At 65.5% G+C, this 16,465-nt stretch carries 12 protein-coding genes; all 12 read right to left on the bottom strand.

Features of this window, described 5'->3' with window-relative positions; all coding sequences use genetic code 11:
- Positions 1-38: 38 nt before the first annotated feature.
- A complete protein-coding gene (locus IFT98_RS13005; protein WP_192049089.1) occupies positions 39-1,751 on the bottom strand; it encodes a dipeptide ABC transporter ATP-binding protein in 1,713 nt (570 codons plus the stop codon).
- A complete protein-coding gene (locus IFT98_RS13000; protein ID WP_192049087.1) occupies positions 1,748-2,611 on the bottom strand; it encodes an ABC transporter permease in 864 nt (287 codons plus the stop codon). Before IFT98_RS13000 ends, IFT98_RS13005 begins: the two co-directional genes overlap by 4 nt.
- On the bottom strand, positions 2,608-3,600 hold the full coding sequence (locus tag IFT98_RS12995; protein WP_192049085.1) for an ABC transporter permease: 993 nt from the start codon (positions 3,598-3,600) through the stop codon (positions 2,608-2,610). Before IFT98_RS12995 ends, IFT98_RS13000 begins: the two co-directional genes overlap by 4 nt.
- A complete protein-coding gene (locus IFT98_RS12990) occupies positions 3,597-5,264 on the bottom strand; it encodes an ABC transporter substrate-binding protein (protein WP_192049083.1) in 1,668 nt (555 codons plus the stop codon). Before IFT98_RS12990 ends, IFT98_RS12995 begins: the two co-directional genes overlap by 4 nt.
- Positions 5,265-5,479: 215 nt before the next feature.
- Positions 5,480-7,303 (bottom strand): ABC transporter ATP-binding protein, encoded by a 1,824-nt coding sequence (locus IFT98_RS12985; RefSeq protein ID WP_244650951.1) that lies wholly within the window; start codon positions 7,301-7,303, stop codon positions 5,480-5,482.
- A 157-nt stretch (positions 7,304-7,460) separates the two neighbouring features.
- On the bottom strand, positions 7,461-9,119 hold the full coding sequence (locus IFT98_RS12980) for a dipeptide ABC transporter ATP-binding protein (protein WP_192049081.1): 1,659 nt from the start codon (positions 9,117-9,119) through the stop codon (positions 7,461-7,463).
- Positions 9,116-10,006, bottom strand: a complete 891-nt coding sequence (locus tag IFT98_RS12975) for an ABC transporter permease (RefSeq protein ID WP_192049079.1) — start codon at positions 10,004-10,006, stop codon at positions 9,116-9,118. Before IFT98_RS12975 ends, IFT98_RS12980 begins: the two co-directional genes overlap by 4 nt.
- Positions 10,007-10,033: 27 nt before the next feature.
- Positions 10,034-11,086, bottom strand: coding sequence for an NADP(H)-dependent aldo-keto reductase (locus IFT98_RS12970; RefSeq protein ID WP_192049077.1), 1,053 nt, complete (start codon positions 11,084-11,086; stop codon positions 10,034-10,036).
- A 34-nt stretch (positions 11,087-11,120) separates the two neighbouring features.
- Positions 11,121-12,452 carry an LLM class flavin-dependent oxidoreductase gene (locus tag IFT98_RS12965; RefSeq protein ID WP_192049075.1) on the bottom strand — a complete coding sequence of 444 codons (1,332 nt, stop codon included), beginning with the start codon at positions 12,450-12,452 and terminating at the stop codon, positions 11,121-11,123.
- Between the two features lie 20 nt (positions 12,453-12,472).
- Positions 12,473-13,759 (bottom strand): acyl-CoA dehydrogenase family protein, encoded by a 1,287-nt coding sequence (locus IFT98_RS12960; protein ID WP_192049073.1) that lies wholly within the window; start codon positions 13,757-13,759, stop codon positions 12,473-12,475.
- Positions 13,760-13,808: 49 nt separating this feature from the next.
- Positions 13,809-14,744: an ABC transporter permease gene (locus IFT98_RS12955; RefSeq protein WP_192049071.1), complete on the bottom strand. Its 936-nt coding sequence runs from the start codon at positions 14,742-14,744 to the stop codon at positions 13,809-13,811.
- Positions 14,741-16,459: an ABC transporter substrate-binding protein gene (locus IFT98_RS12950; protein WP_192049069.1), complete on the bottom strand. Its 1,719-nt coding sequence runs from the start codon at positions 16,457-16,459 to the stop codon at positions 14,741-14,743. Before IFT98_RS12950 ends, IFT98_RS12955 begins: the two co-directional genes overlap by 4 nt.
- Positions 16,460-16,465: the final 6 nt, after the last annotated feature.

Here is a 16,465-nt window from a genome sequence, read left to right as displayed (position 1 = left end):
CCTGTCTGAAAATAGGTAGAAAGAGCAACGCAACGCCTTCAAATGGCGATCTTCCACAAGCGCGATTCATCGAACAGCAGTACAGCGTTTTCCGGCTCCAGCGGGGGCACCTGCAACGGCACGCCAGCGCTGGGCAGCCGTGGTACCGCACCCAGCAAGCGTTGGGTATACGGGTGCCGTGGCGACTTGAACAACTGCTCGACCGGCGCGTGCTCGACCACCTGACCGTGGCGCATCACCAGCACCTCGTCGCTGACATGGCGGATGACGCCCAGATCATGGGAAATGAACAGGTAGGCCAGGCCCAGTTCGGCTTGCAGGTCGGCGAGCAGATCCAGCACCTGGGCCTGGACCGAGACATCCAGTGCCGACACCGGCTCGTCGCAGACGATCACCTTGGGGTTGCTGGCGATGGCTCGGGCAATCGCTACTCGCTGGCGCTGCCCACCGGACAATTGCAGGGGCCGACGCGCGGCCAGCTCCGCAGGCAGGCGCACCTGTTGTAGCAGGCGGCGTATGTGCGGCGCTTGTTCGGCCGCCACGACGCCGGCCACGTCCAACGCATCGGCAAGAATTTGCCCGACGTTCCAGCGCGGATCGAACGAACTGAGCGGGTCCTGATAGATCACGCTGATGTCGCGGCGCAGCGCTCGGCGCTGGCTTTCGGCGACCCGTGCCTCGGCGCTGCCGTTCCAGGGCTGATCGAGGAAGCGCACCTGGCCATCGTCTGTCTCGAGCAGCCCCAGGGCCATGCGCGCCACGGTGGTCTTGCCCGAACCGGATTCGCCGACAATGCCCAGGGTCTGGCCGGCACGCAGCTCGAAATCGACGCCGTCGACCACCTGGCGTACCTGTTGATCAGGCCCTACGTAGCGCTTGCCCAGGCCGCGGGCGTGCAACAGCACTGGCTGATCGAGCCGTGGCGTGCGGGCGATCGCAGCGGTACGCTCACCTGGGCTGAGCCGGGTGCCACGCGCATGCTCGGCCGGCACCGCATCAAGCAGGCTGCGGGTATAGGGATGGCGCGGCGCGGTCAGCACCTGATGCATGCTGCCCTGCTCCACCACTTCACCGTGCTGCAGCACCAGTACCTCGTCGGCCAATTGCGCCACCACCGCCAGATCATGACTGATGATCAACAACGAACTGCCCTGGGCTTTGATCTCTTGCAGTACACCGAGAATCTGCGCCTGGACGGTAGCGTCCAACGCGGTGGTCGGCTCGTCGGCGATCACCAGCCCTGGATCCAGGGCCAGGGCGCTGGCGATCAACGCACGCTGGCGCAGGCCGCCGGACAATTCGCCCGAGCGTTGGCGGGCACGCAGGGCCGGCTCCGGTACGCCGACCCGTTCGAGCAGTTGCAGCACCCGCCCGGCACGGGAGGCACGGTCGCCCCAACCATGGGTCTGCAGCACCTCGAGAATTTCCTTGCCGACCGGCCGCAGCGGGTCGAGCGAAACCAGGGCATCCTGCAGCACGAAGCCGATGTCCTTGCCGCGCACTCGACGCCACTGGCGGTCGCTCAAGGCCAGCAGGTCGAGATCACCGTATTGCAGGCGGCGTGCCCGCACCTGCGCGCCCTCTCCGGCCAGACCGATCAGGCTGCGCGCGGTGACGCTCTTGCCCGATCCGGATTCGCCGACCAAGGCCAGGGTCCTGCCCGGTTTCAGGGTGAACGACAGGTTACGCACCACACTCTGCCCGGCGAACTCCACGCTCAGGCCTTCGACGATCAGCGTCTTGTGGCTCATGTCAGGCGACCCTCCAGGCGTTGTTGCAGGTAGCGACCGGCAACGGTGGTCGACAAAGTGGTGAGAACGATGAAGAGCCCGGGGAAAAACGTCAGCCACCAGGCGTTGGCAATGAAGTCGCGGCCCATGGACAGCATGGTGCCCCACTCCGGCGTCGGCGGCCGCGCACCCAGGCCGAGGAAACTCAACGCCGAGGCCCAGACGATGGCCTGACCGACGCCCATGGTCAGGGTCACGATCAGTGGGCGCATGGCGTTGGGCAGCAGCTGTCGCCAGATGATGCGTCGAGTCGGATGGCCCAGGGCGCGCGCCGCTTCGATGTAGCCGGCATTGCGCACCGCCAGCACCTGGCCACGGACCATCCGCGCATACCCCGGTGCAGCGCCCAGGCCGGTGGCGATGATCAGCGGGCCGATACCACTGCCGAAAATAGCCACGAACAGCAACGCCAGCACCAGGCTGGGAAAAGCGAACAGGACTTCCAGCAACCAGCCCACGCCGCGGTCGGTGCGCAGCCCGCCCAGGCCGCCCAGCAGCCCGAGGACAATGGCGATGCTCATCGCCAGGGCCGTCGCGGCCAGGCCAACGAACAGCGACAGGCGCGCGCCGTGGATCACCCGTGAATAGATGTCGCGACCCGATTGGTCGGTACCGAACCAATGCGCCCAACCGGGCGGATGAAAGGCGTCGCGCGGGACAATGGCCAGCGGGTCGCCGTGAGCGAACAGCTGCGGTACCGCTGCGGCCACGATCACTAGCGCCAGGAAGCCGATGGCTAGACTTGCGCCCCAGCGGATTCGTAGAGCTCGACGTTGGCTGCGCAGCGGCAGCGCCGGGCTCTTGAGGATCAGATCGCTCATGCCAGGGTTTCCTTCTGCCGTGGGTCGATCCACTGGTACACCAGGTCGACGAGAATGTTGGCCAGCACGTAACCGGCGGCTACCACCAGGCTGATGCCGATGGTCAACGGCAAGTCCTGAAGCTGTACCGCCTGATACAACTGACGGCCCAAGCCCCTGCGCGAAAAGATCACTTCAATCACTACGGCACCGCTGATCAGCGCACCGATCGCCCAGCCCGACAGTGACACCCCCGGCAAGACGGCATGGCGCAGCGCGTGTTTGAAGCGCACCGCCACGTCACTCAGGCCACGGGTGCGCGCGGTCAGCACGAAGGGTTGCTCCAGGGTCAGCTCGAGGGATTCGCGGGTGACCTGGCCGATGAACCCAGCCAACGGTACCGCCAGCGCTATCGTCGGCAGCACCAGGGTCCGCCAGCCGTCGCTGCCTGCCGGTGGGAACAGGCGCAGGCCGAAGGCGAACATCGCCAGCAGCACGATGCCCAGCCAGAAATGCGGAAGGGCCGCGCACAGGGTTTCAGCCAGGGACGCCAGGCGCCCGACCCAGCTGCGGCGGCCTGCGCTGAACACGGTCAGGGCCAGCACCAGCAGCCACGCCAGCAGCAGCGCGCTGAGCGTCAGTTCCAGGGTCGCTCCGGCCTGCTCGGCCAGTACCCGCGTGACCGGCATGTGCTGGGAGTAGGAAACGCCCAGGTCGCCTTGCACCAGGCGCAGCAGATACAGCCCGTACTGAACCGCCAGCGGCCGGTCAAGGCCGTACTCGCGGGTGACCTCGGCGATGGTTTCCGGAGTCGGGTTGCCGCTGGGTCCACCGAGGATGGCCTGCACCGGATCGCCCGGCATCAGCCGCAGGGCGAAGAAGGTCAGCGTCGCGACTGCCCATAACACCAGCAGTCCACCGCCCAGGCGCACGGCGGCGCGGCGGCCCAGGCGGAGCAAACGCTGGCGGCGCGGGTCCGGCGGCGCGACGGTTAGGCGTGTCGTGGTCATTTGTTCACCCAGGCGTCATAGAGGTAGGTCACGGCCAGTGAGGGTTCCAGACGAACCCCTTGGGTCGTCTTGTAGATGCCCAGCCGGGTGCTTTGCGGATAGGTGGTCAGTTGCAGGTATTGGCGGGAGGCAACGGCTTGTGCCTGGCGGTACAACGCCTGGCGTTGGCTGGCGTCCTGAGTGGCCAGGGCCTGTTGCACCAGATCGTCGAACTGCGGATCGCTGAAGCCCGCGGTGTTCTGGTGATAGCCGCCCACACCCGCAGGCTGGATGAACGCGCTGCTGAAGATGATCCGCAGCACGTCGGCGGTGTTGGTATTCCAGTAGCCGACGCGGATGTCGTAGTCCCAATCGGCCTGGCGTTTGGTCGCCTGCACATCGCTCATCTGCTCCATGATCAGCTCGATGCCGGCCTGCCGCGTGGTGGCCTGAACCTGCTCCCACAGGGTGAATTCCGATGGCGGCGTGCGGTTGCCGAGGATCACCCTCACCTGCAGGCGCTTGCCGTCCTTGAGGCGATAGCCGTCCTCGTCGCGACGGGTCCAGCCGGCTTCCTCGAGCAGTTGTGCCGCGCGCGCCGGATCGTAATCCTGGGCGTGTTCAAAGTCGGGGCTGTAGAAGCGCGTGGCGTTGCTCAGCGGACCACCGGCGCGGGGAAACTCGCCGAAGTAGACGCTTTTCAAGGCACCTTCGATGTCGGCGCTGCGCACGAAGGCTTCGCGCACCTTGATATCGCTGAACGGCGCACGGCGGATGTTCAGGGTGCCGTTGGTGGGGTTGCCGGGCCGCTGGGCAATGATCAGCTGCAGGTCAGGATTGCGCCGCGCCGCTTCGTGGGATTCGGGTGGCAGCGCCTCGATCACGTCCACTTCACCGGCCTGCAGTGAAGCGAAACGCACGGATGGCTCCTGGATGAACTTCCAGACGATGCGCTCCAGATAGGCTGGCCCCTGGTGTCGGGCAGTGGGTGGCGCCGAGTTGTAGTGCGGATTGCGTTCAAGCACCACTTGGCTTTGACGGTCCCAGCGCACCACCTTGAACGGGCCGGTGCCGACTGGACTTTCGCAGTTCACATCACGCGAGCGCAGCAGCGCCTGGGGGGATTCGATACCGAGGAAACCTTGCGCCAGCACTTCCAGAAATGCTGCGTAGGGTGTGGCCAGGTGCACTTGGGCGGTGGAGTTGTCGAGGACATCGGTGCGTTGGTATTGACGGATGTAACCGCCCGCGGTGCTCGACTGGGTCTTGGGGTTGGCCATGTGGTCGAGGTTGGCCTTGACCGCTGCGGCGTTGAACGGCGTACCGTCGGTGAAGCGCACGTCGTCGCGCAGGTGGAAAGTGTAGGTCAGGCCGTCGGGCGAAATCTCCCAGCTTTTCGCCAGCCATGGCCCGATATGACCTTCGGCATCCATCGACACCAGTGAATCGAGGACTTGCTGGGCGAGAAACACTTGCGGCATGTCGCCGGCGACGTGCGGGTCCAGGCAGGTCGGCTCGCGGTCGGTGGCATAGATCAACGTACCGCCGCTGACGGGAGTGTCGGTGCGTGCCGCGGCAGCGCGATGGTTGTCACAACCGCCAAGCAGCAAACTGACGGCCAACAGGCTGGCCCACGCGATGCCTGCGTGGAGTGTTGCGGGAGAACGCGGATGAATGTCTGGCATGGGTCGGGCTGCGCCTTGTGTCGATGCTGAAGCTCACAAGGGGTGATTGCACAAGCCATGCCGACTGCTCCGCGCCCTTGTTCTGGGGCTTTCCAGCTTTTTGCGGAGCAAATGACGAGGCATTTTGTTGAAATACTGTTGCCTGGCAGACAGTTGCTGCGCAGGAGCCTTGTCTGTGTTGCAGATCCGGGATGAATCGGTAAATAGAAGACCGGCTACGCCGACGCGGCTTCTTCGTCGTACGCGTTCTGCGCCTGGCGGCTCCATAGGCGGAAGTATTGGCCCTGCTGTGCCAGCAGGTCATCGTGGGAGCCGTCTTCGATGATGCGGCCGTCCTCGAACACCAGGATGCGGTCCAGGTGGGCGATGGTCGAGAGCCGGTGGGCCACGACGATCACGGTCTTGTCCTGCATGATTTCGTCGAGCTTCTCCTGGATGAAGCGCTCGGTGATCGAGTCCAGCGCCGAGGTCGCTTCGTCCATCACCAGAATCGGCGCGTTCTTGAGCAACACCCGGGCAATGGCAATACGTTGGCGCTGGCCGCCGGAAAGCTTCACACCGCGCTCCCCTACCAACGAATCCGCGCCCTGGTCCATGCCGTCGATGAACGCGCTGGCACCGGCGCGATGGATCGCCTGGGCCAGTTCCTGCGGGCTGGCATCCAGCCGTCCGTAGTTGATGTTTTCGGCAATGCTGCGGTGAAACAGGCCCGGCTCCTGAGGAATCAGGCCGATCTGCTGGTGCAGCGAATGCTGGGTCACGCTGCGCACATCCTGGCCGTCGATCAGCACCTGGCCCTGATTGACGTCATACAGGCGCAACAACAGGTTGAGCAACGACGATTTGCCCGAACCGGACGTGCCGACCAAACCCACCCGCTGCCCCGCCGGGATCGACAACTGCAGGTGTTCGAACACCGGCTTCTGCGGCGAATAGCCGAAACTCACGTCGCGAAACTCGATGGCGCCGCGCACGGCGGCGAGCGGTTGCGCATCGGGCTCGTCCACCACTTCATGGGGGCGGATCAAAGTGCGCACGCCGTTGGCGATGTTGCCGGTGGCCTCGAAGAAGTCCAGGAAGCGCCGCGACAGGTTGGCCACGTCGGTGATGATCAACAGCGACAGGCTGGTAGCCATCACGAAGGTCGCGATGTCGATACTGCCCAAACGCCACAGGTACAGGGCGATCAGCAGCATGCCGACCTTGAGCGACATCCCGCAGATCGACTGGAACCAGCGAATCTTCTCCATGTAGCCGAACGAGCGACCGGCCGCCTTCAGTTCACGGTCCAGGTAATCACCCAGGTAGCGATGCTCGAACGAATGCCGGGCGAACAGGCGGATGTTGGTCAGGTTGGACACCGCATCCACCACCTTGCCGTTGCTGGTGCTGCGCGCCGCCGAGTATTGCTGGGACAACGGATGGCTGCGCCTGGCCAGGAAATAGCACACGGTGATGAACGCCACCGACCAGCCGAGCATGAACAGGGCCAGCCAGATCGACGCCGTTGCCAATACCGCCACGGCCAGGGTCAGGGTGACCAGCAGCGGAATCAGGTCGAACAGCAACAGCGCCAGCGCCTGGCCCACGCCCATGGAGACTTCGGAGATCTTGTGTGCCAGGGCGCCAGCGAACTCGCTGCTGACGAAGCGATGGGAGTGCCGCTGCAGGTAGGCGTAGACCGCGTGGGTCACGGTGCGCCGTTGGAGTGGCAAGACCCGGATGTGCGCGCCGGTGGCGCCGCGGGTACACAGCACTTCGAGCACCAGCAGGCCGGCGAACAGCATCAGCGGCGGACCCAGGGTCTGCCAGTCGAGGTCGGCGACGTTGGCGTTGCTCACCACTCGGGTGATCTGCCCCAGCACCCAGGGCACCAGCACCGTGCAGGTGACCGCCACGACCTGCAAAAGGAGAATGGCCAGGTACCAACCACGGAAATGGCCGACGAAAAAGCGGGCGAAGGCAAAAGGCGTGTCCGGCAGCGACTGGATGTTCCAGCTGCGCAGGGCATGTTGACGATCCTTGTACGAGGGTTTCAAACGGTAGTCTCCAAGTGGCGGTACTTGTACCTTGTGGGAGCGGTCAGTGGCCGCGAAAAGGACGCTGCGGATCAACTGATGCACCGCGACGTCTGCTTCGCGGCCACGGACCGCTCCCACAGAAGATCGCCAGCGGTAACGGTGTGCCAATCCACGCTCAGATCGCCAGGGGTAGATAGGTGAGTGCGCGCAGGGCGCCGGTCTGCAAGGTCGGTACGGCGCTGAGCAGGGCTTGGGTGTAAGGGTGTTGCGGGCGGTCGAGAACCTGTCGCACCGCGCCCGCCTCCACTACTTCGCCGTCCTTCATCACCAACACATGGTCGCTGACGTGGTTGATCACCCCCAGATCATGGGAAATGAACAGGCACGCCAGCCCCAGCCGCTGTTTGAGATCGTCGAGCAATTGCAGAATCTGCGCCTGCACCGACACGTCCAGCGCCGACACCGGCTCGTCGCACACCAGAATCTGCGGCTCGGCCGCCAGTGCGCGGGCGATCGCAACGCGTTGACGCTGCCCGCCGGACAAGTCGATGGGCCGCCGATCGAGTACCGCAGCCTCCAGCTTTACCAGCGCCAGCAAGCGCTCGGCCCGCGCGTCCCACGTCGCCCGTGGATGCCCCGCCACTTGCAGCGCTTCGAACAAGACCCGTTGCACGGTATAGCGCGGATCGAACGAGCTGAGCGGATCCTGGAACACCACCTGAATGCTGTGCCGGACCCGAGCTCGCTGGGTCTTGTCCAGATCGGCCCAGCGCTGGCCGTCGATCCACACGTCACCGCTGTCGGGAGGCTCCAGCCCCAGGATCATCCGCGTCAGGGTGGTCTTGCCCGACCCGGACTCGCCGACGATACCCAGCGTACGACCGCGCTCCAGGCGCAGGGAAACATCTGCCACCACCGTGCGCACACGCCCGTCCGGGCCTTGGAAAGACTTGCTCAGGTGCTCGGCTCGCAGCAGGACTTCACCGGCTGCAGGCGTTGCAGCGGCCGGTGCCGAGTCGCCGTAGGCGCGGCGGAAATGCACCGCGGTACCGGCTGCCAGCAGGCTCTGGGTATAGGGATGGCGAGGGTCGCGCAGGATCTGGTCGACACTGCCCTGCTCCACGATCACCCCGTGCTGCATTACCGCAATGCGTGTGGCCAGGCGCGCGACTACCGCTAGGTCATGGCTGACGATGAGCATGGCGGTGTCCTCGCCGCGCAGCGATTCAAGCAGGCTCATGACCTGCGCCTGAACGGTCGCGTCCAATGCCGTGGTGGGTTCGTCGGCGATCAGCAAGCGGGGGTTGCAGGCGATGGCCGAGGCAATCAACGCGCGCTGGCGCAGCCCTCCCGACAACTGCCCCGGATGCTGGCGTGCGCGCAGTTCGGGCTCGGGAACGCCGACCGAACGCAACAGCTCGATGACGCGCAACTCGCGCTGGCGGCGCTTCAAATCGGTGTGAAGACGCAGCGGCTCGGCGATTTCCTGACCGACTCGCCGCAGCGGGTCCAGCGAGCCCAGCGCATCCTGCATAACGAAACCCAACTGGGCGCCGCGCAGCTGCAACCAGTCCCTTTCCCTGAAGGTGCGCAGGTCGCGCCCGGCGAACGACAAGCGCCGGGCCTGCACTTCGGAATGCGCGCCGGTGAGTCCGGCCAGCGTACGCGAAGTGACGCTCTTGCCCGAGCCGGACTCGCCCACCAGCGCCAGGCACTCACCGGCGGCCAGCTGAAAGCTGATGCCGCGGATCACCGGTTGCGCGTGGGCGCTGAACGCCACGTGCAGGTCTTGCACGTCGAGCAGCGGCTGCGGCGGATGGACGATGGCATTCATAAGCGTTTTCCTTCGCTGCGACGCAGCAGTTCACGGCCAATGGCGGTGATCGAGATGACGGTAAAGGTGATCGCCAGCGCCGGCCACGCCACCAGCCACCACGCGTTGGCGAGAAAGTTGCGGCCGATGGCGAGCATGGTGCCCCACTCCGGCGCGGGCGGCGGCGCGCCGAAACCCAGGAAGCTCAACGCCGCGCCGGCCGTGATGTTGCCGCCAATACCGATGGTGGCCAGGATCAGAATCGGTTTGATCGCATTGGGCAGCACGTGTCGCCAGATCACCGCCGAGCGACCCAGGCCCAGCGTCGTCGCCGCTTCCACGTAGCCGGCGCCACGCACCACCTGGGTTTGCGCACGCACCAGGCGGGCGTAGCGCGGCACGCTGGCGATGCCGACGGCGATGATCAGGTTCAACGTGCCTTGACCGAAAAAGGTGATGATCACCAAGGCCAGCAACAGATCCGGAAATGCCAGCAGCACATCCACCGCGCGCATCACTGCGGCGTCGAGCCAGCGCGGCCCCAGGCCTGCGACCAGGCCCAGCAAGGTGCCCAGCGCCAACCCCATGGCCGTGGCCGCCAGCCCCAGCAGCAGCGACGGACGTACGCCGTAAATCAAGCGACTGAGCACGTCCCGGCCATTTTCGTCGGTGCCCAGCCAGTGCACGGCGTCGGGCGCTCGGTACGCCTGGCGTGCCACGGCGTCGAGCGGGTCTACCGTGGTCAGCAGGCCCGGTGCAATCGCCGCCACTACCAGCAGCAGGACGAAAGCACCGGCCAGCACCAGGCCGGGTCGCAATCGCGTGCGAGCGCGACGATGACGGATACCGGCGTCCAGCGTGCCTGCGGGTACCGGACCCAGCACCGTGAGTGATGAGCTGATTGCCATGGCGATTCTCCGTATGACAAGTGCCGATCAAGGCGCCGGGTTGGGGGTCGCGCGATGGATCTCGGCGATCTTGTCCAGCAGGGTCGGGGTGAACTCGATGTCCAGCGCACTGAAGTTGTCCTGCAACTGCGCTTCGCTGGTCTGCCCGGTCAGCACGCTGCTGACGAACGGCTGCCGGGCGACGAAGCCCAGCGCCAATTGCGCGGGGGTGTAGCCATAGTCATTGGCCAACTGCACGTAGGCGGTGATGGCGCGGCTGGCCGACTCGCTGTCGTAGCGGTTGAAGGTGCGATACACCGACGTCAGCCGCGAGCCCTGTGGTCGCGCGCCGTTCAGGTATTTGCCGGTGAGCGTGCCGAACGCCAGCGGCGAATAGGCCAGCAGCCCTACCCCTTCGCGATGGCTGAACTCCGACAGCCCGCCTTCGTACAGCCGGTTCAACAGGCTGTAGGGGTTCTGTACGCTGGCGATGCGCGGCAGCCCGCGTTGCTCGGCCTGCTGCAGAAAGCGCGCAACGCCCCAAGGGGTCTCGTTGGAGACACCGATGTGACGGATCTTGCCGGCCTTGACCAGTTCGCCGAGCACCTCCAGGGTCTCTTCGATGGCGACGTTGCCACTGTCGTCGACGTAAGGGTATTCACGCTGGCCGAAGATATTGGTGGTGCGGTCGGGCCAATGCAGCTGGTAGAGGTCCAGATAATCGGTCTGCAGACGCTTGAGACTGCCGTCCAGTGCTGCGGTGATGTTGGCGCGGTCGTGGCGGGTCAGGCCGTCGCGGATATGCCCGCCGGTGCCCGGCTGGCGCGGTGGGCCGATGATCTTGCTGGCCAGCACGATGTCGGCACGGCGCCCGCTGCGTTGCAGCCAAGTACCGATGAAGCGCTCGGTGCTGCCCCAGCTCTCGGCATGGGTCGGGGTGGGGTACATCTCTGCGGTGTCGATCAGATTGACGCCGTGCGCCAGGGCCAGGTCCAGTTGCCGGTGGGCGTCCTGCTCGCTGTTCTGATGCCCCCAGGTCATGGTGCCCAGGCCCAGCAGGCTGACGTTGAGATCGGTATTGCCAAGGGTGCGATATTTCATGGTTCGAATAGGTCCGTTGCGGGCATGAAAAGGTTCAGGCGCTGCGTGCGTACTGGCTGGCCGGATACGGCAGGCCCAGGTGATTGCGCAGGGTGTGGCCGCTGTACTCGTGGCGGAACACCCCGCGCTGGCGCAGCAGCGGCACCACTTCATCGACGAAGATTTCGACGCCGGACGGAAACATGTCCGGCATGATATTGAAGCCATCGGCGGCGCCGGCCAGGAACCAGTGTTCGAGGGTATCGGCGACCTGCTCCGGGGTGCCGACCAGCAAGCGGTGGCCGACCAGAATGCGCCGCGATAATTGGCGAATGCTCAGGTTTTCCCGGCGCGCCAGGTTCAGCTGGGCTTCGAGAAACCCGTGCGAGCCGCGCTCGAAGGACGCCACGGGGCCGATCCTGTCCCAAGGCAACGGTGCATCGGGGTCCAGTTCGGCGACGCTCAACCCCACCCGCGCGGCCACCTGATACAGCAGGCCTTCTTCGCCGTAGAAATCGTTGAGGCGATCGAAACGTGCATGGGCTTCGGCCTCGGTGCTGCCGATCACCGTCGACAATCCCGGCATGATCTTCAGGTGCGCCGGGTTGCGTCCCCATTGCCGGGCGCGGTGTTTCATCTCCTGATAGAAGCCCTGACCGTCTTCCAGGGTGGTCTGGGTGGTGAAGATCGCATCGGCATAACGCGAGCCCAGCGCCTTGCCACCTTCGGACGAGCCGGCCTGCACCAGCACCGGCCGGCCCTGGGGCGAGCGCGGCAGGTTGAGCGGCCCCTTGACCGAAAAGTGCTTGCCGACGAAATCGGGCGTGTGCACCTTGGCCGGATCGGCGAAGCGGCCGCTGACGGCATCGCCGATGATGGCGTCGTCCTCCCAGCTGTCCCACAGCTTGAGGGCGATGTCGATGAACTCGTCGGCGCGTGCGTAGCGATCCACGTGCAGCGGCGCACCGGCCAGGCCAAAGTTCTGCGCGGCGGCATCGCCAGCGTTGGTCACCACGTTCCAGGCCGCTCGGCCGCCGCTGATATGGTCCAGCGATGAGAAACGCCGGGCCAGGTTGAACGGGTCGTTATAGGTGCTCGATGCCGTGGCAATGACGCCGATGCGCTGCGTGGCCAGGGCCACGGCCGTCAGCAGTACCGTGGGTTCGAGGCGCCCGGCCGGGTGCTGCGCGACGTCGCCGCCCAATGCCGGACCGTCGGCGAGGAAGATCGCGTCCAGCGTGCCACGCTCGGATATGCGCGCGATGTTGCAGTAGTACTCGGCGTCCAGGTAGGCATTGGCCGGCACTTCACCCATTCGCCAGGCGGCGGAGTGCGAGCCGAAGCCGAGGATGTTCATGCCGATGCTCATTTGCGGTTTGGGGCTCATGGCGGTTCCTTGAAGACGGTTCAGACGGCGCTGGCTTCGTCGTGCAGAGCAGCGACCGGCTCGGATTGGGCGGCGGCGTGCTCGGCCTGCGAAGCGCGCCAGGCGGCATTCGGGCTGATGCCGTTGAGGTAGTAGTTGCCCAGCGCCCGTTCGCGGTAGATCGCCGGGTTGTGCGAGGCCAGCGTGCGCGCGTTGCGCCAGTGCCGGTCCAGACGCCGCGACTGGCTGGTGGCCGACGCACCGCCCACTTCGAACAACAACGTGGTGGCTTCCAGTACCTGCTCCAGGACGATCTGCTGGGCTTGAAAGGCGCGCACTTCGGCCTCGGTGTAGTGGGCTTCGCTGGCCTGTCCGGCGCGTTCGGCGTCGTGGACGTTCTGCAGCACCTGCGCCACCGCCAGTACCTGGGTCTGCGCGGCGTAGGCCAGGCTCGACAGGCGGCCGACGACACGCTGCACCAGTGGATCGTCCTTGGGACTGGACTGGCCCGGCACACCAAAGGCACGGGTGCGGCCCTGGACGAACTCGCTGGCGTCGCGCAGCACCGCGCGGGCAATGCCGGCCAATGTCGCCAGGTGAAACAGTTGATAGAACGCCGAAATGTAGGACTCGGGACGCTGCTCGCCGGCCGCATAGCGACGCAACACGTACTCGGACGGCACCGGCACGTTGTCGAAACGCGTGGTGCCGCTGCCCGACAGGCGCTGGCCGAAGCCATCCCAATCGTCGTCGCGGCTCACGCCTGGTGCGGTGGTAGGCACCGAGACGCTGACGAAGTCTTCACCGGTCAGCGCCGACACGGCGATCCAGTCGGCGTACAAGGTGCCGGTGCAGTAGAACTTCTTGCCGTCCAGGCGCCAGCTCTGCTCACTTTCGGCCGTCAGGGTCACGCTCTGTTTGCTGGTGTCGGTGCGCTCGGCCATGGCCGCGCCCCACAGGTCACCGGCCACCACCTTGGCCAGCCAGTACGCCTGGGACTCGGCTTCATCACGGGACAGGCGACCTTCGACGAAGCCGAAATGCGCGCGCAGAATATGCGGCACGTTGGAGTCTGCCGCGGCCAACTCGATCAGCAGCTCGAACAACTGCGGCAGGGTAGCGCCCGCGCCGCCCTGCTCGCTCGGCACGCGCAAGGCACCGAAGCCTGCCTCGCGCAGCCAGTTCACAGCGTCGAAGGCCAGTTCGCGTTGCTGTTCGCGGGCCAGGGCGGTGTCTTCGATGCGCGTGAAAATCTCCGCAAAGGGGGCCCGCAGGCGGGCATAGTCGGGGGCCAGCGAGAAACCGCCGGTACGCTGTTCAACACTCATGGTCATTTCCTTGCGTCATCGGGCTGCCTGGCAGCCGTGAAAATTCGGGTCATGCGGGCTTCACTCGCGGGTCGATCCAGTGGTTCACCAGGTCCACCACCAGGTTCACCGCCACATAGATAGCCGCCGCCAGCAAGGTGATGCCCAGCACCATGGGCACGTCCTTGGCGTTGGCGGCGTCGAGCATCAGCCGGCCGATGCCCTGGCGGGAGAACAGCAGCTCCACAACGACCGCACCACCCAACAGGCTGGCGAAGACGAAACCGGCCAGGGTCACCAGCGGCACCAGTGCATGGCGCAAGGCGTGACGCAGACGAACACCGGTTTCGGACATGCCGCGGGCATGGGCCATGGCAATGAAAGGCTGGTCGAGAATGTCTTCCAGCTCCTGGCGCAACACCTGGGTCAGTACGGCGGCAATCGGCAGGGCCAGCGCCAGGGTCGGCAGGATCAGCGACTGCCAGTTGCCCGAGCCCGAAGGCGGCAGCACGTGCCAGTGAAAGGCGAACACCAGCAGCAACAGGATGCCGATGACGAACGAAGGCGCCGACGACAGCACCAGCTCCGTGCCCGACACGAGGGAGCGTACCCATGGGCTGCGCTTGGCCGTGGTGATCGCACTGAGGACCGACAGGATCACGGCTACCAGCGCCGCGCAGATCGACAGCTGCACGGTGGCCCCGATCTGTGCGCCGATGGCCCGGGTGGCCGGAATGCGCAGGCGGTAGGACTCGCCCAGATCACCCTGAGCCAAGCGAGCGATGTAGTGGCCGTACTGCACGATCAGCGGCTGATCGAGGCCATACTCGGCGCGTACCCGCACGATCATCTCCGGAGTCGGCATGGATTCCGGACCGCCGAGAATGGCCAGTGCAGGGTCACCGGCACTCAGGTTGATGGCCAGAAAAGTCAGGGTCGCGGCTCCCCAGAGGACGCCGATACCAGCCAGCAGGCGCCAGAGCACCTTGCGCAGAGCAGTGTTCATTTCGCCTCCGGTTGCAGCCACAGGCTGGGCAGAAAGACCGTGTTGTGCGAGGTATCGAAAATCACCCCGGCAAGACGATTCGAGTAGGCGACCAACACATGGCTCTCGAACGACGGCACCACCGGCACCTTCTCGGCCAGGCGCTGCTGGGCCTTGCTGTACAGTCGTTCGAGACGAGCCGGGTCGTGGCTGCGTCGGGCTGCGGCCAACAGTCGATCCAGTTCGGCATCGCGAAAACGCCCGCCGTTCTGGCCGATGCGCTTTTCCGAAGTGATGGAATCGCTGTGATACAGGATGTACAGACCGTCCGGGGTGTTGGTGTGCCAGTAACCACCGCCCATGACCTGGAAGTTGCCGGCATAACGGCGGTCGGTGACCTGGGCCAGCGGCAGCAGTTCGATGCGCAACTCGAAACCGAGCTTCTTCAGGTCCGCCTGAATCGCCACCGCAACACTGCTGGAGAAGCTCGCGCTTTCGGTTGCCAGCAGGGTCGCGCCCAGCCGCTCACCGTTGCGGGTGCGATAGCCCTGCGCGTCGCGTGCAGTCCAGCCGGCGTCGTCGAGCGAGGCGTTGGCGGCCTCGACGTCGTAAGCCAGCACGTCCTTGTACGTGGGGTCGTAGTAGCGCGTGTTGGCGGCGAGGAAATCCGCCTTCACCCGGTATTCGCCGAACCCGATGATCCAGGCCAGGCCCTCGCGGTCGATGCCCTTGGCTACCGCGCGACGTACCCGCACGTCATCGAACGGCGCCTGCTCGACGTTGAACGTCAGGCTGCGAAACGGGTTGCCCTTGCGAATGCGGCTGCGCAGGGTCAGGTCGGTGGAGGCGCGAATGGCCTTGGCATTCTGCGGCGGCGCATCCAGCGTCAGGTCCGACTGCCCAGCCTGCAGTGAGGTAAAGCGGATCATCGCCTCGGGCACGAAGCTGAGTTCGATGCGATCAAGGTAGGCCTCGCCTCGATGGCGAGTCACCGGTGGCGACCAGTCGTAGCCTTGACGCCGGGTGAACACCGCACCCTGGTCGCGGGTATAGCTTTGCAGCACGAACGGCCCGGAGCCAACGGGGCGCTCGGCGATCGACTTGGGTGCTTCGAGGATCTGCTTGGGCGAAATCATCCCCAGCCAGGACTGCGCGAGCACGTCGAGAAACGGCGAATAGGGTTCGCGCAAAGTCGCCTGGAAGGTGTACTCGTCGATCACCCGACCCTGGTCGTACGGCGCGATATAGGCTGCCGCCAAGGGCGACTTGGTGGCGGGATCGCGCATGTGTTCCAGGTTGATCTTCACCGCCTGGGCATTGAATTTCTCGCCGTCGCTGAAGGTTACGCCCTCGCGCAGGTGAAAGGTGTAGGTCCTGCCGTCTTCGGACACTTCCCAGGATTTCGCCAGCCAGGGCGAGACCCTGCCCTCCTCGTCCTGGTACACCAGGCAGTCGTACAGCACTCGCCCCAGCCACTGCACGTTGCCATGGGAAATCGAATGGACGTCGAAGGTGCCGGTGTCGGCGGCCGTGGTCACGCGCAGCGTTCCGCCGCGCTTGCCCGGTTCCTTTTCGTGGTAGTCGGACGCGGGGTAGCTGATCAGATCGTCATTGACGATGCCGTCGGTGCTCGGTGCCTGCGCCACCGGCGAGGCTGGCGCATCGGCAGCAGGCGAACAGGCCGAGAGCGTGAACAGCACGCCGATCAAGGCGCAGCCGAAGAAGGTCGAGGTCATGTGCCG

Source organism: Pseudomonas sp. CFBP 8770 (genome assembly GCF_014841705.1).
Classification (GTDB): Bacteria; Pseudomonadota; Gammaproteobacteria; order Pseudomonadales; family Pseudomonadaceae; genus Aquipseudomonas.
This window is presented reverse-complemented; position numbering and strand designations above follow the sequence as displayed.

Coding starts and splice junctions, on each gene's coding strand:
- IFT98_RS12965 (WP_192049075.1), bottom strand. CDS start 12,452: ATGAGCCCCAAACCGCAAATGAGCATCGGCATGAACATCCTCGGCTTC.
- IFT98_RS12955 (WP_192049071.1), bottom strand. CDS start 14,744: ATGAACACTGCTCTGCGCAAGGTGCTCTGGCGCCTGCTGGCTGGTATC.
- IFT98_RS12970 (WP_192049077.1), bottom strand. CDS start 11,086: ATGAAATATCGCACCCTTGGCAATACCGATCTCAACGTCAGCCTGCTG.
- IFT98_RS12980 (WP_192049081.1), bottom strand. CDS start 9,119: ATGAATGCCATCGTCCATCCGCCGCAGCCGCTGCTCGACGTGCAAGAC.
- IFT98_RS12950 (WP_192049069.1), bottom strand. CDS start 16,459: ATGACCTCGACCTTCTTCGGCTGCGCCTTGATCGGCGTGCTGTTCACG.
- IFT98_RS12995 (WP_192049085.1), bottom strand. CDS start 3,600: ATGACCACGACACGCCTAACCGTCGCGCCGCCGGACCCGCGCCGCCAG.
- IFT98_RS13005 (WP_192049089.1), bottom strand. CDS start 1,751: ATGAGCCACAAGACGCTGATCGTCGAAGGCCTGAGCGTGGAGTTCGCC.
- IFT98_RS13000 (WP_192049087.1), bottom strand. CDS start 2,611: ATGAGCGATCTGATCCTCAAGAGCCCGGCGCTGCCGCTGCGCAGCCAA.
- IFT98_RS12990 (WP_192049083.1), bottom strand. CDS start 5,264: ATGCCAGACATTCATCCGCGTTCTCCCGCAACACTCCACGCAGGCATC.
- IFT98_RS12960 (WP_192049073.1), bottom strand. CDS start 13,759: ATGAGTGTTGAACAGCGTACCGGCGGTTTCTCGCTGGCCCCCGACTAT.
- IFT98_RS12975 (WP_192049079.1), bottom strand. CDS start 10,006: ATGGCAATCAGCTCATCACTCACGGTGCTGGGTCCGGTACCCGCAGGC.